Source organism: Pseudomonas sp. NPDC088414, assembly GCF_044753325.1.
In the GTDB taxonomy this organism is placed as follows: domain Bacteria; phylum Pseudomonadota; class Gammaproteobacteria; order Pseudomonadales; family Pseudomonadaceae; genus Aquipseudomonas.
The window spans coordinates 66159-86464 of the sequence record NZ_JBIVMY010000006.1 but is presented as its reverse complement, the minus strand read 5'-3'; the positions used below and the strand labels follow the sequence as shown (position 1 = coordinate 86464).

14 protein-coding genes are annotated in these 20306 nt (G+C 61.9%); 8 read left to right on the top strand and 6 right to left on the bottom strand.

The window, feature by feature from the left end; genetic code table 11:
- Nucleotides 1-70: 70 nt before the first annotated feature.
- The 6 genes from ACIP8I_RS09035 to ACIP8I_RS09010 all read right to left on the bottom strand — a co-directional run bounded on the left by ACIP8I_RS09035 (nucleotide 71) and on the right by ACIP8I_RS09010 (nucleotide 12675).
- Nucleotides 71-7123: a TcdA/TcdB pore-forming domain-containing protein gene (locus tag ACIP8I_RS09035; RefSeq protein WP_400760365.1), complete on the bottom strand. Its 7053-nt coding sequence runs from the start codon at nucleotides 7121-7123 to the stop codon at nucleotides 71-73.
- 406 nt (nucleotides 7124-7529) lie between these two features.
- Nucleotides 7530-9230: a precorrin-3B C(17)-methyltransferase gene (cobJ, locus tag ACIP8I_RS09030; protein WP_400760363.1), complete on the bottom strand. Its 1701-nt coding sequence runs from the start codon at nucleotides 9228-9230 to the stop codon at nucleotides 7530-7532.
- Entirely contained in the window at nucleotides 9230-9964 is a 735-nt protein-coding gene (locus ACIP8I_RS09025; protein WP_007967900.1) for a precorrin-2 C(20)-methyltransferase, read from the bottom strand. Before ACIP8I_RS09025 ends, cobJ begins: the two co-directional genes overlap by 1 nt.
- On the bottom strand, nucleotides 9961-10587 hold the full coding sequence (locus ACIP8I_RS09020) for a precorrin-8X methylmutase (protein WP_103520958.1): 627 nt from the start codon (nucleotides 10585-10587) through the stop codon (nucleotides 9961-9963). The genes ACIP8I_RS09025 and ACIP8I_RS09020 overlap by 4 nt, the downstream gene beginning before the upstream one ends.
- Nucleotides 10580-11878, bottom strand: coding sequence for a precorrin-3B synthase (cobG, locus tag ACIP8I_RS09015; protein ID WP_400760491.1), 1299 nt, complete (start codon nucleotides 11876-11878; stop codon nucleotides 10580-10582). The genes ACIP8I_RS09020 and cobG overlap by 8 nt, the downstream gene beginning before the upstream one ends.
- Before the next feature lie 158 nt (nucleotides 11879-12036).
- Entirely contained in the window at nucleotides 12037-12675 is a 639-nt protein-coding gene (locus ACIP8I_RS09010) for a hypothetical protein (protein WP_400760360.1), read from the bottom strand.
- A 266-nt stretch (nucleotides 12676-12941) separates the two neighbouring features.
- Here ACIP8I_RS09010 and cbiE point away from each other — a divergent pair, with 266 nt between their 5' ends.
- From cbiE to ACIP8I_RS08970, 8 genes are all read left to right on the top strand, one after another.
- The gene (gene cbiE, locus ACIP8I_RS09005) at nucleotides 12942-14153 is read left to right on the top strand and encodes a precorrin-6y C5,15-methyltransferase (decarboxylating) subunit CbiE (protein WP_400760358.1); all 1212 of its coding nucleotides are present in this window, start codon (nucleotides 12942-12944) and stop codon (nucleotides 14151-14153) included.
- Complete coding sequence (locus tag ACIP8I_RS09000; RefSeq protein WP_400760355.1) at nucleotides 14146-15243, top strand: cobalt-precorrin-5B (C(1))-methyltransferase; 1098 nt, start codon at nucleotides 14146-14148, stop codon at nucleotides 15241-15243. Before cbiE ends, ACIP8I_RS09000 begins: the two co-directional genes overlap by 8 nt.
- Nucleotides 15240-15968: a cobalt-precorrin-6A reductase gene (locus ACIP8I_RS08995; RefSeq protein WP_400760353.1), complete on the top strand. Its 729-nt coding sequence runs from the start codon at nucleotides 15240-15242 to the stop codon at nucleotides 15966-15968. The genes ACIP8I_RS09000 and ACIP8I_RS08995 overlap by 4 nt, the downstream gene beginning before the upstream one ends.
- Before the next feature lie 255 nt (nucleotides 15969-16223).
- Nucleotides 16224-16514, top strand: a complete 291-nt coding sequence (locus ACIP8I_RS08990; protein WP_003221244.1) for an addiction module antidote protein — start codon at nucleotides 16224-16226, stop codon at nucleotides 16512-16514.
- Nucleotides 16515-16611: 97 nt separating this feature from the next.
- Nucleotides 16612-17010, top strand: a complete 399-nt coding sequence (locus tag ACIP8I_RS08985) for a DUF2946 domain-containing protein (protein ID WP_400760350.1) — start codon at nucleotides 16612-16614, stop codon at nucleotides 17008-17010.
- A 47-nt stretch (nucleotides 17011-17057) separates the two neighbouring features.
- Nucleotides 17058-17537 (top strand): copper chaperone PCu(A)C, encoded by a 480-nt coding sequence (locus ACIP8I_RS08980; RefSeq protein ID WP_400760347.1) that lies wholly within the window; start codon nucleotides 17058-17060, stop codon nucleotides 17535-17537.
- A gap of 21 nt (nucleotides 17538-17558) precedes the next feature.
- Complete coding sequence (locus ACIP8I_RS08975) at nucleotides 17559-18005, top strand: DUF2946 domain-containing protein (protein ID WP_400760344.1); 447 nt, start codon at nucleotides 17559-17561, stop codon at nucleotides 18003-18005.
- Between the two features lie 85 nt (nucleotides 18006-18090).
- Nucleotides 18091-20211, top strand: a complete 2121-nt coding sequence (locus ACIP8I_RS08970; RefSeq protein ID WP_400760341.1) for a TonB-dependent copper receptor — start codon at nucleotides 18091-18093, stop codon at nucleotides 20209-20211.
- Nucleotides 20212-20306 lie beyond the last annotated feature (95 nt).

The window sequence follows — 20306 nt, the reverse complement described above, 5'->3', positions numbered from 1 at the left end:
ATCACGACGACACGAGCCGTCGCGACACAGAGAGAAAACAAACTTCAGAAAAGCCCAACGAAGACTTTCGTCAGGCCGGCACCGCTCCCAGCAACTGCGCCAGCGTTGCACTGCCGTCGGCATCATCGGCTCCGACGATTTCCCGCAGCCTCTGCACCAGACTTGATACCGCATGGGAACGCCCGCCCTCGAACCCGAGGAAGACGTCGCCACGCATCGCCGGATCCACCGAGCACACATCCCGCAGGATCAGGCTGTGCTGGCGATCCGGATCGACGATCAGCAAGTGCTCGTCGACAAACGACAGTTGCAGTGTTTGCGGTGCTTCCAGCGCCCAGACCAGCTTGCCGGGAATCGCCGGGACCTCGCCCAGCGGGTGACGGCAATCGACGATCACTGAATCCAGCCGCAGCCAGCAGGCCCTCGACAGGTGATACGTCACGCCGCCCTGCCCCAGGCGCAACACCAGACAGCTCACGTCATCCGCGATCAGTGGCAACAGGTCTTCGACCTTGTTCTGGCCCTCGACCACCAACACCTCGGCGTCGCGCCGCATGTATTCGAACGGGCCGATGCTCTGCTGATCGGGATAGACGTGCACGCGGTGTGCCTGAGGCTCGTGCAACAGCACATGCCGATGGCGGGTGCCGAGCAATTCGCAATCGTGCGGCAGGTCCTGGTCCGCTACCCGGATCAGTTGTGCATTCGCCACGTCGAACCATTGCAGGCTGCCCGCGCCGGACTCCACGGCGATGTAGGGCTCATGCTCGGCGGTCTCCAGCAATGCCTGCAGAGATTGCGGCAAATGCGTCGCGTGCTCGCCTGCCCAGTGATGATCGACGCCAATGATTCGCTCAGCTTCCTGATATCGCAGCTTGAGTGACACGCCGTCGAACGAGGTCCCGCACAGACCGGAGCCGTCATTGCGCACGGCGCTGAACCGCCAGTCGTCCCACTCGGCCTGCGGTGCGGGCAGCAAGTCGCTTGCCAGTAACTGTGCGCCGTCGCCGAACGCTGACTCGAGTTGCCGGCTGTCGAAGAACCGCTGACTGCAAATCTCACCGCTGGCGACATCGAGCAGCCAGACCGCCTGGTTGTCCGGTGTGACCCCGAGCAGACGCATTTCCCGTTCATGCCCGGGGTCACACAACAGCAGACGGTTATCCACATACCAGGCGCACAGGCTGCGATCACCGGCGGCGTTGCGCAGACCCAGAACGGCGAAACTGTTGACCGGGTATTTCGTCGCCAGCGATTCGAGTGCTTGCCACCAATGTGCACGTCCCTTGAGCCAGCGCTCACTCAAGCCACCCAGCAGCACTTCACCCTCTGCGCTCAGGTTGAAGAACAGACCGTCGTCGGTCAGGGCCAGATACCCGTCCTGTACCGGCACCACGTCACTGAGCCCATCAGGCTGCAGCCATTGATGCGTCCATTGCGCCGGCCAGCGCTCGCTGCCAGCGGGCCCGCGACGTTGCACCTTGCACAGTTTTTGCGCCCGCCGGTCGTAGATGAAGAACAGCTCGTGCTCATCGTCGACCGGCAGCAGCAACAGTTCACCCAGATGCTTGATCGAATCGGCCCAGCCGCGGGTATGCCCGAAGGCAAACGGATGAATGCACAACAGGTCACGGCTGCGAATCCAGACCAGGTCGCGCTGGTCCGGATCGAACGCCCAGCAGACCGACACGTAAGCGGCCGGTTGCCAGTCGACGGTGCTGACGCCTGCGCGCTCGGGCACCGGGGCTAACGTGAAAGAGTGACCAAGCACCACCGACCAATCCGTCAAGGTCGGGTGGGCGAACACTCGGCGGCCCAGATCACGGTCAATCTCTCGGGTAACTGCCACCAGTTGCAGCAGGCCCTCATGGATCAGGTAGTTGAGCTGCGTGATTTGCTGATCTGGACCCAGCCATTGCTGTTCGATATGAAGCACGCCTTGGGCATCGACATCGATACGCCGAACGCTGCACTGCCCCTCCATCACCAGCAGCCGGTAACGGTATTTGAGCAGACCGCTGACAGCGTCGACCTGCCAGATATCGTAGTTGTGCACCTCATAGAAAAAGGCAGAATCGCCGACCACCGCCGCCAGCAGCATTTCATCGGCCGCCAGTACCTCTTCACTGCGAATGTACAGAAAGCGATCCCCGGCGGCGTCGTACCAGGCTGTGGTGTGACGCGGCTGACCCTCGGGCTCGAAAGGAATCGGAAAGTGATGAACCGGTGTGTACGGCAGCACCAGCCGATGCTCCCGCGCCAGCATCTGGTAATGCGTGAGCAGCGACTGCTCGTTCTCCCCGACTGGCGCGCTCTGCCCGACAATGTCCAGTCGCCTGTCACTGCGGTTGACCTTGAACAATTGCTGCCCATTCAGCTGGAGCATGACCTCATGCCGTCCTTTGCCGTCGAACGTCACCTGCACGCCAGCCACAGAAAGAACCCCGCCGACGTCGATCCGCACATCGCTCTCGGTGGCCCAGGTGGCTAGCAGATTCCAGCGGCACAGCTGCAGGCTGGGCGACTGCAACTGGACATTGACCCCGCGATTGAGGATCAGTGAACAGGCGCCGCCCGCACCTTCGATGCGGTACGACACCTTGTCGTGCCAGACGGGGGGCATCATTGGCACCGCCAGCGCACGTTCTCGGGCATCCAGCCGTACCTCGATCACGGTTGGCCGATACGACGGTGCCAGACGGTTGACGATGTAGTGGACGGGAAAGGAATAGAACGAAAACAGAAACCGCCACTGGCCAGCCGCATCTTTCTTCTCCAGCTTGCGGGCTGTATCGAAGCCGGTGTCGTGACGCAGTGTCGAGAATGGCAGCGCCTTGTATTCGTAACCGTAGTACGTGGTCGGCGTGCACGGCAGGACAACCAGTTGCGTGGGCGGTGGGTCAAAACGGATGTAACCGGGCAGACCCAGTTCACGCCGCAGATCGAGCGCCTGTTGATCATCCGGATTGAAATCCGGCACTCCGAAATGATCGCGCAGCCGATACACCTTCGGACTGTCGAGCACCATCCTGGCGCGAGTGAAGTCCAGGCCATGGACGACCAGCGAGGGGTGAGCGACCCACGCCCCAAGCCCATCGTCATACCGATAACCGACACCCCGACAGGCCCGCTCCAGATCATCGAAAAACAGCCCGACCTCCTGCGCCTGCTCGGCGATCCTGGCAAACCCCTGGGCCAGGGCCGCCACCCCCACGGCCAATCCGCCCAGAATCACTCCGGCCCCGCCGAGCACGGCTGCCGCAGTCGCCGCGCCCGCCGTGGCGGCTCCCAGGCCACCAGCGGTCAACGCCAGACTGGCGGAGTCGAAGGCCAATTGGGTACCGAACTGCGCGCGCTCGATCTCATTGTCCGCGGTCGCCAATTGATAGATGTCGAAGCCGACATTGGCCAGCCCCAGCACCGCGCCCACGCCTTCGTTGGCAACATGGCCCAGCGCCTCGCCCACCACCGGCGCACAGGTACGGGCGATGATCTTCTCTTCATTGAGTGCGGTTTTGATCAGACTGATCAGGCCGGCGACATCCGTGACATTGCCGTGCACCAGTTGTGCGTAATTGACGTAAGCGTGCAACCGCACGGCGGTGGTCAAGGTGCGGTCATCCCCCTCTCGTCCACGCAGGACGTTCATCAGTACCTGAATCGTGAAGCCGGTATTGAGGGTGTGAACGGCACCCGCCTCTGCCATCTGCGGCGCGGCTCGAGTGCCAAGTGCCGAAAACTGCTCCGACAGGTAATTTCTGATGCGCAGCAGACGATGATCGGTGCTGACCACCTGCACCACATGCTCGGCCTGCGACGGATCGATCAGATTGATCCGGTACTCGCCGGTGGGCGTTATCTCCAGGGTTTCGAAGACCGGCACCAGCGGTTTTGCCGAAGCATGCAAGGCCTGTAAAGCGTCAGTCGCCAGGGCAATCTGATGTCCCCACCAGTGACTGTCCAGCTCGCGCAGGCTGCGTCCCAGATGCGGATTGCTGACCAGCGAATGGCCGCGGGCACTGCTCAGGCGCCGACGGATCGGCCGTTGCGTCTGTTCCGACAGGACATTGTCGGACTCCAGCAGTTGCCCGACATGAAATCCGCCAGACAGGTTCAGAGCCGATATCTTTTGCCCCTGCAGCTCGATCAGATCAAACGTCGGGCGGGCGGCGTCGCCGTAGGCCGCATAGTATTTCGCCATGCCCTGCTTCTGGAACAGGTCGGTCAGTGCCCGCTGGAACTGGTCCGCCTGGGTGAACTCGAACACGCCGAAATTGGGATCATAGAAGTGATAGGTGGCGTGTTCACCCTTGTAGATTTTCGCCACCAGCATGGCGTGGTTGTCCGAATTGAGCATCAGCGTGCGCGAGCTGGCGAACCCTTCCAGCGTTGCGCCAAGCTGCTGCAGTTCGACACGTCCCAGCGGCTTGCCGATGTCGTGCAATTGCACGTCGCGCAATTCCTCGAGTGCTTCCAGAAATACCATTGAATCGGGTTGATGCGGCTCGGCAGTGGTCAGGAAAAATCGCTCGCGCAAACGTCGCGACGCTGCATCGCCGTGCTCCAGAGCCGCGCTCATGATCAGCGCCAGCGGGTAACAGCGGCCACCGGGATCACCCGGCCCCTGGAGCAACAGATCCTGCGGCACCAGCTTGACGTCACTGGCCTCGATTTGCCCCAGTACCTGACCCAGCCGCAGGATCACCTGCTCACGATGCTCACGGGTGGCGATGGTCTGGATATGAGCAACATGACGCCCCCATTGAAACAGCGTATGCGCCTGCGACAGCGCGGCTCGTTTCAACGTCAACGCGCTGTCCGACGACACCATCGGCTGGTCGGCATGACTGGCGAGACCGGCCATGAATTGCGCTGCACGATGCTGATACAGATGGCGTTCAATGGCCGCATAACGCACTGACGCTCCCACCTCGGCAACGCTGTTGGCGAGGTTTTCGAGTTCGGCGGCAAGTTGCGTGAAGCTTGAGTTATCCAGTGAACGTGCGCCGAGCAGCTGTCCCAACACCACTCGTTGCAAAGGGCTGACCTGGAAGAACTGCAGCGAACCCTCGGCAATACCGCTTAGCAACTCATCCAGCGCCAGTCCCTGAATCCGCGTATCGCTGAGCGACGCCGGAGCTTGCAAGTTGACAGGCTGGGCCTTGATGGCCTGACGTTCATCGAAACCCAGCCCCGGCCCGGCGGGAAAAATCAGCGGACCGTTATGACCTTGCCTCATCGCCGCCAGGAACGGTGCACCGAGTCGGTCGATCATTCCTTGCAAGACCTCCGTCAGCAGCACCGGCCGCCCCTCGATGATCGGCCAACCCTCTTCGAACGTCACAGTCTGCTGCTTGAGCAGCGCTGCAACATCACCGTTGTAACGGACACTGAAGCGTCCTTGTCGCCAACGCTGCTGCTCGTCGATGACCCATTGTTCGTCATCGCCGGCGTTGTCTTTCCAAGAGTGATCCTGCTCCTCCTCGGTCTTGTCATTGATCATCCAGAGCGGTTCTATGGCAGTCTCGAGACGCACGGTCTCATCTTCACGCGGGACGAAGTTGTGCCGCTCATAATCGCGCATGCCAGCACGCATCGCGGTCGGGCCAGTCAGAAAAATCGTCCATTCGCTCTGCGGACGGATGCCGTCTTCAAAATGCCCGGCGACCGCCAGAATCAGTTCGTTAGCCGTAGAACCTTCGATCGAGGACAGAGCAGAAATGGGCCCGCAGTTTTCCTCGAATACCTCGCGCGCAAGCGTCGACATGCCGTGGAAATCGCTCAGCGCAACACCGCGCGTGGCCGCCAGTCGAGTCGTGAGGTCGATGAAGTCATAGTTGAAGCGAAACCGGTCGATCACGCTTTTGAGCATCGGCGATCGGGCATGGGCCATCAGAAAGGAATTGCTCAGAGAGCCCTGCACAGCAACTGCTCGCAAGTCCTGTGGGCGCACGAGCAGCTCGGCTGGCGCCTGGAACACTTCATTCAGCGCCGGTTGCTGCCGGGCAAACGTCTCAAGCGCGGCGCGGTGTTGCTCGGGAATGCTTGCCAGATAATCAGTGTACTGGTGGCGCAGCGCCTCGCGTGCAGGCATCCAGTGCCGATTGTGATCGAGCAACAGTTGCAGAACGCCAACGCGTGCCCGGGGGTCAAACCCGCTGATATCAACGCCGCCCAGGGTCTTGACCAGTGGCGGCAGATTATCAACATCGGCATAACCGCCGCCCTCATCGTACAGGGCCTCGGCGCGCACCACATCGGAAGCAGCGGCCAGATTGCCGCGCAACCGGATTTCGCGCTCGTAGATATCCTGCAACTGCAGCGGAGTATCCAGGGCGTTCAAATCGCGCAACTGCAGGTCGCCTCCTGCGAGCTCGAGCAGACTGCGGCGGTTTTGCTCGATCAACGTCTCCAGTTGCGCGGCGTCCTGCCCATAGGCGCGAGCCAACAGATCGATCCGTGCTTCATCGGCTGAAAGTCCCTGCGCCAATGCGGCATCGATGTGCATGGACATCTGTTGTTTAAGGACGATGGCCCGTTCTTCGTACAGCGTGCTCAGTTGGTCTGTGGAAACACTGTCGCTGCCATCCTGTTGCAGGGCGTCAGCCTTGGCCGCCTCGACGATCAGCTTGTTGGTTTGCCAGGCCAACAACGCGTCGCTGTCATACCAGAGATGCAGACTGTAACCTTGCCCGTTCAGCACCTGTTTCCAGAGGTTGAGGTAGTCACGCTGTATCTCGCCCACTCCACCACCGAGCCAGATAAAGTGCAGATTCCTGGGCACGGCAGTCGGGGTGCTCTTCGCGTAAGCCAAACTGTTTTGCAACCGGGTTTCGAAGGCTTGAATGCTGTCATAGATACGCAATAACCGTGCAGGCTGGCTATCAGGCTGGTGTTCGCGTGGAGCACCAATCAACTGGCCGATCGACTGTTTGAGCAGTGCCAAGGGCTCGATCAGTCGTGGTGAATCGAGTAAGCCGATACAGGCAAAGTAATAACGCAACACTGACTGATAAGAATCACTATTGCGGTGCGCCGACATGGCCTGTTCCAGATCAGCCTGTTTGAACAAGTTGATGAATTTGACAAAACCGCTGGCGTCTTGAGGTCTTCGATCCTGCATGAAAGTTGCTCCTTTGCCCTGACCATTAACGAGTGCCCGCTGGCACCTGCATGGAGAGCAAACTAACTTCTGACAAATCGGAGCTCAAACTTCAAAACTTTCAACACATGTCAAAATCGACCACTAAAAAGCAACTGATAGCGCATGTAACAGCAACCAGTTATTTCGATAATCAATGTACAAATCAAACATACCTGAGCAGAATGCGGCATTATAAGAACTGGAAATTCAGGTCTATTTATCAGCATTCAAGATAAGTCGAACAGAATGTAAGCAACGAGAATACTCCCACGCAAAAGCGGAGCCGATCCTACAAGTCCCGTTGAACAATATGACGCGGTCAGATCCGGAAACAATCGCGCGGAAAAATGCGCATGGCGAGAGAGGTTTCTCTCTCGCCACTCCTTCATGCCTGCGGTTTTTCGCCGTACCAGCGCGGCGTGTAGACCCACTCGCCACCTTCAGCCTTGGGAAAGGTGCACGTCGTTGAAGAACCAACCAGCACCATGGTGCGCATGTCCACCTGATCCGGGGTCAGTTGTCCCAGTGTCGTCACGCGCAGGGTCTGCCCCGGACGACCGATATCGCGCCCCAACACCACGGGCGTCGCCGCAGTGCGATGTTGCGCGACGATTTCCAGCGCGCGCCCCAATTGCCAGGGACGCGCGCGGGAGATCGGGTTGTAGAAGGCCAGCGCCAGATCGGCCTCGGCTGCCAGCTCCAGACGTTTCTCGATGATCGACCACGGTTTGAGGTTGTCCGACAGCGACATCACGCAGAAATCATGCCCCAGCGGTGCACCCGCTTGCGCAGCCGTGGCGAGCGAAGCGGACACCCCCGGCAGGATTTCCAGCTCGACGCTGTGCCAGGCTGGATCGGTCGACTCATGCAATGCTTCGAGCACCGCTGCGGCCATGGCGAACACGCCGGGGTCGCCGGACGAGACCACGATCACCGAACGGCCCTCGGCCGCCAGCCGGAAGGCGTGGCGGGCGCGCTGCATTTCTTCGCGATTGTCAGTGCAGTGCTGCACCTGATCATCGCGAAACGGGCCGGCCATGCGCACATAGGTTTCATAACCGAGCACATCGGTGGCCCGCGCCAGTTCCGCCTTGACCGCAGGCACCATCAATTCGGCAGCGCCAGGGCCGAGGCCGATCACCGCCAGGCGTCCACGCTGACGACCGGTTTGCGCGACATCCAGCGGCTGTTCGGCGCGCGCGATCACCAAGCCGTTGGCACTGCTGATCGTGGCCTGCGGCAGTGCCTGACGAGCCAACTCATTGAGGTCCTTTTGCGCCGCGACAAAGCGCAGCGGCACGCCCAGTTCGAGGGCGGCTTCACGCAGTTTCGCCGACGCCATTTCAGTGTCAGCCGCCAGCAGACAGGCCAGCGACTGCTGCGCAACCCCGGCCTGCTGCAACGCGGCGCGCACGGTATTTGGCAGATCGTCCACCTGCGTACTCACCGCCACAGCAACGCTGCGCGGATAGATCAGCAACTCGTTGGCGCTTGCAACACGCTCGGCACTGCCGACATGAATCGAGCGCTGCGCCTGCGGGTCTTGTGGCAACTGCGCCTGCTCCAGCCACGGCGCCGCGCCTTCGATACGTACACTGTGTCCGGCCAGCAGATCAGAAACGAAACGCTTGCCCAGCTCCAGATCAGCCAGCGCATAACCGCCGGGTGGGTTGAGCAGGCAAGTGCCAAAGCGCAATTCGCCACTGGTGGTGATCGCCGCGGCGACCTGCAGTGCCGCGGCGATTTCCCGGGCCATGACATTCACCCCGCCGAGGCCACCGAGCAGCGGCACCACGGCGCTGCCGTCTTCAGCAACAGCGAGTACCGCCGGTTCAGCGCCCTTTTCCAGCAGCAACGGCGCCAGGGTGCGAATAACGATGCCGGCCGCGCACAGGGCGATAATCGGCGTGTCTCGCTGGTACAGCTCACGCAGGGTCGCGCCGAACTCCTGATAGGTGCAGTCGGCGCCTTCGACACGCCCGGCGAGGCCATGGATCTGCGCCGTCGGATACAACTGCTGGATCCGCCGCGCGGTGGCGAGCGCGCCCTGTCCGAGGATGACAATGGCTGGTGTGGATGGCGTCATCAACCTTGCCACCGTTCGCCCGGGACGATGATCAGCGAGAAGTACGGCGAGGACATCGGCTCGACCTGATCCAGCGGCACGATCTTCTGGTTGGCCATGGTCGCGCGTTCGACGTACAGCGCACGCTCGGCCAGACCGAGCTCTTCGAGCACCGCACGAACTTTGGGAAAGTTGCGCCCCAGCTTCATGATCACCGCCGCATCGGCGTCGGCCAGGCGTCGCTTCAGATCCTCGTGCGGCAGCACGCCGGAAAGCACCGACAGGCTCTGGTTGCGATACACCAGCGGCGCGCCGAGCACCGAGGCGCCGCCAAGCATCGAGCACACGCCCGGCACCACTTCGGCTTCATAGCGCGTGGACAACCGATCGTGCAGATACATATAGGAGCCGTAAAAGAACGGGTCGCCTTCGCAGATCACCGCCACATCACGGCCGGCGTCCAGATGCGCAGCCACGGTCTCGGCGGCTTCATCGTAGAAATCGCTGATCACTTGCTCGTAGGACAGCGGCGCCGGCAGCACTTCGGTGGTCACCGGGTACACCAGCGGCAGCAGATTCTGCGCATCCTGCAGATGCGCTTCGATGATGCCGAACGCGTTGCCTTTCTTGCCCTTGGCAACGAAGTACGCCACCACTGGCGACTCGCGCAACAGACGCAGGGCTTTGACGGTGATCAGTTCCGGATCACCGGGGCCCACACCGAGGCCGATCAGACGTCCTTTGGCCTGCATCATTCGATCTCCGTGGCGAGGGCATTGACTGCGGCGGCAGCCATGGCGCTGCCGCCGAGCCGGCCTTGCATGATCACGAACGGTACGCCGCGACTGTCAGCCGCCAGCGCCGCTTTCGATTCGGCGGCGCCGACGAAGCCCACCGGGAAGCCGAGGATAAGCGCCGGTTTCGGTGCGCCGGCGTCGAGCATTTCCAGCAGGTAAAACAGTGCGGTCGGCGCGTTGCCGATCACCACCACGCTCCCTTCCAGGTGTGGACGCCACAACTCCAGCGCCGCCGCCGAACGGGTGTTGCCCAACTCACGGGCCAGCTCCGGCACGCTGTCATCGCGCAGGGTGCAGATCACTTGATTGTTCGCCGGCAGACGGGCACGGGTCACGCCTTCGGAAACCATCCGCGCATCACACAGGATCGGCGCGCCGGCTGCCAGTGCATCGCGCCCGGCCTTGCCGGCACCTTCGGAGAATTGCAGACCATCGACCGCCTCGACCATGCCGCAGGCGTGGATCACCCGCACCGCGAGTTTTTCCAGATCGGCCGGGATGCGCGCCAGATTGGCCTCGCTGCGAATGATCGCGAAGGAGTTGCGATAGATCTCCTGACCGTCGCGGATGTAATCAAGCATCAAGGGGGCTCCGTGAGCGGGCGTCGAGCAGGGTCGCGGCCGCTTCAATAGTAAGGTTGCGTGCGTGCAGCGCGCCGAAACCCGGCAGCGCTGCATCGCGAAAATAGAGGTCGTAATGACCAGGGCTGACGGCCAGCAATGTCGCCGGGGTGCGATGGGCTGCAGCGCAAGAGCGCGGGCAACCGGACAGGTGCACGTGCTGCGCCTGTGGCAGCAGCGTCGCCAGCAACCGGGCGTCGTGTTTGGTATCGGCCAGGCCTTTGCCGCAGCCACTGGAGCCGGTGCAGGCGATCAGCCGGGACAGCGGCTCGCTGGCGTCGGTCAGCCAGTGCAATTGCGTCAGATTTTCCAGGACTTGCGCCGCGTCGGTGGGCTTCACGTTCGGCAACAGCAGACTTTGCCAAGGGGTGAAACGCAGGGTGCCGTCACCGTACTCGCGGGCCAGTCGGGCCGCGCCACGCACCATGGCCGGATCGAGACGGCCGAGTGCCGGTACCGCGCCGACATACACCCTATCGTCAGCATTTTGCCGGTAAACACCGATATGCAGCGCATCCGCCAGCGGCGGGCGCTGTCGAGCAACGGCAGCTTTGATCGCTACGCGTTCGCGCAACTGTTCGAGAAAAGCCAGCAGCGGCAGCTCATCGAGCAAATGGCGCATGCGTGTCTGTTCCGGGCGAGCCAGCTCAAGGAACAACTCCAGCACCGCGACCACCAGCCCATGGCCGTGTTCCACGGTCACGGCACCGGCCGCACGATCGGTCGGGCAGCCGGCCAGACCGAACGCCAACAAGACTTCACCGTCACGTTCGAACGCCGACAGCCACAGATCATGCGGATGCTCGAGCATCGCCAACGCCTCCCCGCCGTCGAGTTGCACGGCGAACTTGGCGCTCAACTCGTGAAAGCGCGGATGCGTCTGCAGGGTCGCCAGAATCTGTTCGGCCAGTGGCCGGGTATCGAACAACAGTTGCCGATCGATCCCGGCACTCGGGCTGAGCATCAGATTGCGTACATCGTCACCCGCTGCAGTTTGCGGCCCCAGACCGGCGGCCAGCAAACTGTCGATCAATGCCGCTGACTGCTCGCCGATGCCGCGAATCTGCAGATTGGCGCGGTTGGTCGCCTCGATCGCGCCACTTGCAAAACGCTCGGCAGCATCAGCCACCGCGTCAGCCTGATCAGCAGTGATCGAGCCACCATTGAGCTTGATCCGGCAAATGCCGCCGTCCAGCGCCTGGACAATACGCAGCAACCCCGGACAAGCCGAGGGGCGCAAAGCGGTGGACAGAGGACGTTCGTTCAAGGGATGACCGGCTGGCTGGCAGCGCTGTGGTGGGCGAAAGGTCGCCATTATGCCTGCTTTGCCCGAGCGCATGAAAATGCCTGCCGGTCGGAAACTACACTGATGGCACTTTTTCAACGTAAAAGTGCTTCATCGCACGGAGTTCAAAGTTCGTAGTCTTCAAAATCGAATGCAACCCCCTCCAGGGCTTTCTGCACACTGAGGCGGCGGGCATCCATGACACGGCGGCTGATCACCACCTTGCGCACCATTACATCCAGTTGAGTCATGACTTGCGAAACATCCCAGAAAAAATACTCAGTATTCATACTCGATTTAATAAAGCGGATATTGGTGACGAGCAACTCCATATCGCCGTTGGGGTTATAGCTGACCGGCATGATCTTCAAATCAAATAGCTTGCCACTGAGGCCTTTGACTTTTTTCAAAAGTTCCATGTCCCTTTCCAGCGCAACCAGTCCACGGTCAACCCCGTCCACTTGATCACGACTGAGCAATGGCGATGCAACTTCCTCCCAGAGCCTGCGCACATTGCCATTGAACTGCGGCTGCACATGCTCTATCGGCCGATGATCGCGATTCCAGCCATGTGACCACAGGAGATCGGCGAAGTAATCGATCCAGCGTCCCGGTTGCGTCTCACTTTTGTAAGTGATATCTGCCTGGCGTTGTGCCAGATAAATACAGTTCAAGGCGAATTGGTAATCCTCGCGAGACTGTCCCTGAGTTCCGGCCAGCAATATGTCGCCGACTAAAGTCGCGTTATGTTTTATGTCATCCATGTTTTCCAACCTTATTGCAGGTGGACGCCAACAAGGCGTCCGTCAATTAGTTACCGAACACTTACGCACGGCTTACAAGTTTTTTCAGCTATAACTTTTCAAACTTGATAAAAACAAAATAACAAAGGAGCTCAATTCGCCAACCCGTTTTGAAACACATAACATTTCAACCGTTGCCAGCGTCTGCGACAAGGCGTCAGCGCCAGACAACAGAAGCCGCGCTATCATGCGCCGCTTGAGCGGGCACGAGCGATGTGAGGAACGGCATGACACCCTGGCTGACGGTAGTGGGAATCGGTGAAGAAGGCTTCAAGGGCCTGGGCAAAAATGCCCGGCGCGCCCTGATGGGCGCCTCGCGGATCATCGGCGGTCAGCGGCAACTGGACTTGCTGCCGGTGTGCATTCGCGGCGAACGCACTTTGTGGCCAAGCCCGTTTTCCCTCGCGCCGGTTTTGCAGCAACGCGGCGAAGCCGTGTGCGTGCTGGCCAGTGGTGATCCGATGTTCTACGGCGTCGGTGCCAGCCTCGCGCGGCAGGTGCCGAGTGCCGAGATGCTGATCCTGCCCGCGCCATCCTCCTGTTCGCTGGCAGCCGCCCGCCTCGGCTGGCCGTTGCAGGATGTAGTGACATTGTCGCTGGTCGCGCGACCTTTGGCGGCACTCAATGCGCAGCTGTTCAGCGGGGTGCGCCTGTTGCTGTTGAGCAATGACCGGCAAAGTCCGGCGGCAGTCGCGGCGCTGCTGCGTGAGCGCGGTTTTGGCGGCAGTCGCCTGAGCGTTCTGGAGCACTTGGGGGGCGATGCCGAGCGGCGCATCGACGGTACAGCCGATGACTGGAGCGATCCAACGATTGCCGATCTGAATGTGATCGGCATCGAATGCCTGGGCGATGCGCAGGCACCACGCCTGTCGCGTCTTGCCGGGCTGCCCGACTCGGCATTCCAGCACGACGGTCAACTGACCAAACGCGATGTCCGCGCCATCACCCTCGCCCGCCTCGCACCGATCCCCGGCGAACTGCTGTGGGATGTCGGCGGCGGTTGCGGCTCGATCGGCATCGAATGGATGCGCGCGCACCCCAGCTGTCGGGCCATCGCCATCGAGGCGGATGAGGGCCGACAGGCGTTGATCGAACACAACCGCGACGCATTGGGCGTACCCGGCCTGCAACTGGTGCGCGGTCGCGCGCCGCAAGCCCTCGCCGACCTCGAGCGCCCGGACGCGATCTTCATCGGCGGCGGCGTGACCCGTGAAGGCGTGTTCGAAACCTGCTGGGAACAACTCAAGCCCGGTGGCCGCCTGGTCGCCAACGCCGTGACCCTGCAAAGCGAAGTCACGCTAATGCACTGGCGCGAACGCCACGGCGGCGAACTGACACGCATCCATGTCGCTCAGGCGCAACCACTGGGCGAGTTCGACACCTGGCGACAGGCGCTGCCGATCACCTTGCTGGATCTGGTCAAACCCCTCGATGCGTGACGAAACCGCCGAACAACCCGCCCCACTGCGCAGCGGTCTGACCACTGGCAGCTGCGCCACTGCCACCAGCCTCGCCGCCGCGCGCCTGCTGCTGGGCGGCACGTCGGCGGACGCCGTGCAGATCGTCCTGCCCAAGGGTAAACAGGTGCAGATGCGTCTGGAGTTTTGCCGCTTGACCGACGGCGGCGCCGAGGCCGGGACGATCAAGGACGCCGGCGACGACCCGGACGTGACCCACGGTGCGCTGCTCTATTCCCGCGTGCGCTTGCAGGCCGAACCGGGGATCAGTTTCAAGGCGGGCCTGGGGGTTGGCACCGTGACCCGGCCGGGACTGGTGCTCGGCGTCGGTGAGCCGGCGATCAATCCGGTACCGCGCAAGATGATCAGCGACCACCTCAACCTGCTCGCCGCCGAGAGCGGTTATGCCGGCGGTTTCGAGGTGACGGTCAACGTCGAGGGCGGCGAGGCGCTGGCGCTTAAAACCATGAATCCGCGTCTGGGTATTCTCGGCGGGCTGTCAATCCTCGGCACCAGCGGTATCGTCCGGCCGTTTTCCTGCGCGGCGTACATCGCCTCGATCCATCAGGGCATCGACGTCGCCAAAACCAATGGCTATCTGCACATTGCCGCGTGCACCGGCAATGCCAGCGAAGACACCATGCGCCGGGTCCACGACCTGCCGGAAATCGCCTTGATCGAAATGGGCGATTTTGTCGGCGCGGTACTCAAGCATCTGCGCAAAGTGCCGGTGGATAAACTCAGCCTTTGCGGTGGTTTCGGCAAGATCAGCAAACTGGCGGCCGGGCACATGGATCTGCATTCGCGGCACTCGAGCATCGACCTGCCGCAACTGGCCGAATGGGCGGCGGCGATTGGCGCCGATCAGGCGTTGCAGCAAAGCATTCGTGAAGCGAATACCAGTCAGCAGGCCTTGGCGATGGCCAGCGCGGCGGGCGTCGCCCTCGGCGATGAAGTCTGCCGCCATGCGCTGAATTTCGCCCGCAGCGTGGTGCCGGCGCAGGTGCAGGTCGAGGTGTTTGCGATTGATCGCCAGGGCGGCATTGTCGGCCATGCCGGAGGTTTTGCATGAAGCGCATTCTGTTGCTTGGCGGCGTCACTGAGGCGCTGACCATCGCCCGCACACTGGGGCCAGAACACATTTACAGCCTGGCCGGCGTGGGCCGGGTGCCGACCGATCTGAGCTGCCAGGTGCGCGTCGGCGGCTACGGCGGCGCCGAAGGTCTGGCGCAGTTCATTCGCGCTGAAGGCATCGACCTGCTGTTCGATGCGACCCACCCTTACGCTGCGCAAATCAGCCACAACGCCGCCCGCGCCGCGCAACTCGCCGGCATCCCCTGCTGGGCCTTGCGCCGCCCGGCATGGCAGCCGCAGCCGGGCGACGACTGGCGAGAAGTCCGCGACTGGGCCGAACTGACTGCAGCACTCGAACCGTTTCGCCGCCCGCTGTTCACCCTCGGCCGCGAACCGCTGCAACACCTCGACGAGATCCCTGCCAACCAGTTCTGGACCCTGCGCGCCCTCGACGTCTACCCCGGCAACGAACGCTGCGAAGTGATCGGCGCTCGAGGGCCATTTCTGCTTGAAGATGAACGCGCACTGTTCGAACGCCGGCAGATCGATGTGCTGATCAGCAAGAACAGCGGCAGCACCGCGACCGAGCCGAAGCTGGAAGTGGCGCGGGAGCTTGGGGTGCCGGTGATGGTGTTGAAGCGGCCGGAGTTGGCGGGGGTTGATCGGGAGTTTGTGACGACGGCTGAAGTCCTCGCTGCCCTTGCCTCCTTCACCCGGTTTTAACCAAGTGCAGACCTCGAGTACGCCTTCGCGGGCAAGCCCGCTCCCACAGTGGTCGGCGCCGACTGCATAGTTTGTGTATGCCACGGATCCTGTGGGAGCGGGCTTGCCCGCGAAGGCGCCGGTACTGTAATCCTCTCTCCAGCGCCCTACACCTAAACCGGATGCTACGTACAACCACTTAAAGAACCACTGACTGTCTGCACTAAATGCCCGGTTTTATGCTCACCGCTTTTGAGCCCAAAGGTGAACATTGCGATGACCGAAAAATTCACCCGTTTCGACGCCGCCGAATACCTCAAAACTCCCGAAGATATGGCGGCGTATCTGGACGCTTGCTTTGATGATGATGAAGGCGATGGCGTGCTCATCCGCGCAGCATTGAATGACATAGCCCGAGCTCAGGGCATGACACAGGTGGCACGCGATGCCGGCCTGGGTCGTGAAAGTCTGTATAAAGCGCTGAGCAGCACGGGTAACCCCGAATTCGCAACTATCATGAAGGTCATGAAGGCTTTGGGTTTGAGATTGCACGCCGTCGCGGTTTGATTGATCTGCGACACCAAACCGCACGACGCCTTTTTACTTATCGGCCCTGATCAGGCTAAATAGCCGCGCCTGATCGCCCACCCAACGGATCTGTCCCATGAACCGACACCGGCTAGCCATTGCCTGGATCGCCTGCTTTGCAGTGCTGTTCAACATGCTCGCCATGCCGATGACCGGGGCGATGGCGCAGGCGGCCAGTTCACCGGCCGAACAGTTGCTGTGGAGCAGCTTCTGCACCGGCAGCGGGACGAAGATGGTGGCGATCAACATCGGTACCCCGGAGCAGAAAGCCCCGGCCAACGACAACCATTCCAACATGCAGCATTGCTGGTGCTGCTCGGGTTCAGCGCCGTTGTTGGCGTTGCCGGGCCATACACCGCAGCTCTATTTCGCCCGCTACGAAAGCAATCGCAGCGTGGCGCCGCCCTCGTTGCAAACACCGACACCTCGCCAACAATGGCCGAGCCTCAATCCCCGCGCCTCGCCTCTGGTCTGATCTGTCTCGCAATTGAACTGCGTTTCACATCGTTCTGGAGAACTGCCATGTTGAACAAACTCTTCGTCATCGCTGCGCTGTTGCTGCCGGCGTGCTTCGCTCATGCCCACGAATACAAGGCCGGCGAGCTGGAAATCGCTCACCCGTGGTCGCAGGAGCTGCCGCCCAACGCGCCGACCGTCGCTGCTTATTTCGTGATCAGCAATCCCGGCAAGACCGACGACCGCCTGCTCAGCGTTGATTCGCCGATCACCGACCAAGCGCAACTGCATGAGCATGTGATGCAGGGCGATCTGATGAAAATGCAGCAGGTACCCAACGTGGTGATTCCGGCCGGCGGCAAGGTCACGTTCGCGCCGATGGCCTATCACGTGATGCTGCTCAACCCGAAAGACCGCAGCCTGCTCAGCGACGGCAAACGCTTCCCGCTGACCCTGCACTTCGAGAAGAGCGGTGACGTCACCGTCGAAGTCGCCGTGCAGAAGAAACCACCGCAAGACACCCAGGCACACGATCACGCCCAGTAACCGATCCGGCTGACCACGCCCGTGCGCCCGCAACGCGCCGGGGCGTCCCGCCTGCATCGCCAGAGCCAGACTCTGACCCGCGGTAGCTGGATCGCCCTGTTCGCCATGTTGATGATCTTCATCGGCCCGCTGATTTCTCAGTCGATGCCGATGGATCAGCACGCCTCGACGTCCATGCCGATGAGCATGGACAGGGCGATGGACATGGCGGGCATGGATCATGCCGCGCACGGTGCACAACCGGCTGCCGAACACTGCCCGCCGCAATCCTCGCACCACGCCCTGTGGGAAAAATGCGGTTATTGCAGCCTGCTGTTCAACTGCCCGGCGCTGACCGGTGGCGGCACGTTTGCCACGTTCAGCATCGCCCACGTCAACACCTTCACCCCGCCCTCCCCGCGTCTGGGCCATGCCCGGCAGACCTTCTTCCCCGGCGCCCGCACCCGCGCCCCGCCCGTCAACGCGTAAACACCGCACCTTTGATTGCACACGGTTGAGAAGACAGCTTCAGGCTGCCGGCCGTGTCGTTTACGACTGTTTGATGGAAATTGTCATGTCCAGGTTTTCTGCTGTTCCACGCTCGGGTTCTGCCCAGGCGTCTTTCGCGCTGAGCGCATCGCGCATTGGTTTCTCGCACGCTACTGCCGTCCTTTGCGGCGTCCTGTTATCGCCGTTGGTGCTGGCCGATGACCACGCCGGTCACGTTGATGAACTCAGCCCGACGGTGATCACCGCCATCGCTCCCAGCTCGCCACTGACCATCGTCACCAACCCCAAGGACCCGCGCCAACCGGTGCCAGCCAGTGACGGCGGCGATTACCTGAAGACCATTCCCGGCTTCGCTCTGGTGCGCAATGGCGGCACCAACGGTGATCCGGTGCTGCGCGGGATGTTCGGTTCGCGACTGAACATTCTCACCAACGGCAGCATGCTGCTCGGCGCCTGCCCGGGGCGGATGGACGCGCCGACCTCGTACATCTCGCCGGAAACCTACGACAAACTCACGGTGATCAAAGGCCCGCAAACCGTACTTTGGGGGCCGGGCGCATCGGCCGGCACGATTCTCTTCGACCGTGAACCGGAAAGCTTCGGCGAACTCGGCACCCGGGTGAATGCCAGCGTGCTGGCCGGCTCCAACGGCCGCTTCGACAAGGTCATCGATGCTGCTGCCGGCGGGCCATTGGGCTACGTGCGGGTGATCGGCAATACCGCGCACTCCGACGACTATCGCGACGGCAACAACGACATCGTTGCCTCGCGCTACGACAAGTGGAACGGTGACATCGCGCTCGGCTGGACCCCGGACGCCGATACCCTGATCGAACTCACCGCCGGCAAGGGCGATGGCGAAGCGCGCTACGCCGGACGCGGCATGGACGGTTCGCAGTTCCTGCGCGAAAGCCTCGGGCTACGCTTCGAAAAATCCAACATCACCGACGTGCTGGAGAAACTCGAAGCGCAGGTCTACTACAACTACGCCGACCACGTGATGGACAACTACACCCTGCGCACACCGTCCGGCACCGGGATGATGGCGGGCCCCATGGCCTCCAACGTCGACCGCCGCACCCTCGGCGCACGGATCAAGGCCACCTGGCGCTGGGCTGACATCCAATTGATCACCGGTCTCGATGCGCAGACCAACGAACATCGCCAGCGCAGCGGCATGGGCATCGACACCTACAAGGATCAGCCGTACACCAAGGATGCCGATTTCCATAACTACGGCGTGTTCAGCGAAATGACCTGGTACGCCGCCGACCGTGATCGGCTGATCACCGGCGCCCGGCTCGACCGTGCCTCGGCCAGGGATTACCGGCAGAGCATTGGCTCGGGAATGACGAGCCGGCCGAACCCGACCGCCGACGACACCCGCGCCGACACCCTGCCGAGCGGCTTCGTGCGTTACGAACATGACCTGGCCGATGCGCCGGCCACGCTGTACGCCGGCCTCGGTCACGCGCAGCGCTTCCCGGATTACTGGGAGCTGTTTTCACCGAAGTCCGGCCCGGCCGGTTCACTGAATGCGTTCGACTCGATCAAACCGGAGAAGACCACCCAGTTCGACTTCGGCGTGAACTACAAGACCACCGAACTCGAAGCCTGGGCCTCGGGCTACATCGGCGTGGTGCGCGACTACATCCTGTTCGACTACACGCCGACGATGATGGGCATGAGCACTTCGCGCGCGGAAAACATCGACGCACGGATCATGGGTGGCGAACTCGGCGCCGCCTACAAACTCACCGATAACTGGAAAGCCGATGCGACCCTGGCCTATGCCTGGGGCAAGAACAGCAGCGACGGCAAGGCCCTGCCGCAAATGCCGCCGCTGGATGCCCGCTTCGGCCTGACCTACAGCGAAGACAACTGGAGCGCCGGGGCGTTGTGGCGCGTGGTCGCGGCGCAAAACCGCATCGACCAGAACAAAGGCAACGTGGTCGGCAAGGACTACGACAAGAGCGGCGGCTTTGGCGTGTTCTCGCTCAACGGCGCCTACCGGATCAACAAAAACTGGAAGGTCAGCACCGGCGTCGACAACCTGTTCGGCAAGCCTTACGCCGAGCACTTGAACCTGGCCGGTAACGCCGGTTTCGGCTACCCGGCCAACGACCCGCAAGCGATCAATGAGCCGGGGCGCACGCTCTGGACCAAGGTCGATATGAGTTTCTAGAACACCGCGATTTTCCCGGTGTGAACACTGCCCTTGTGGCGAGGGAGCTTGTCGAGTCGTCGCACCGTCCCGCCGGGGCGCGCAGCGGCCCTTCT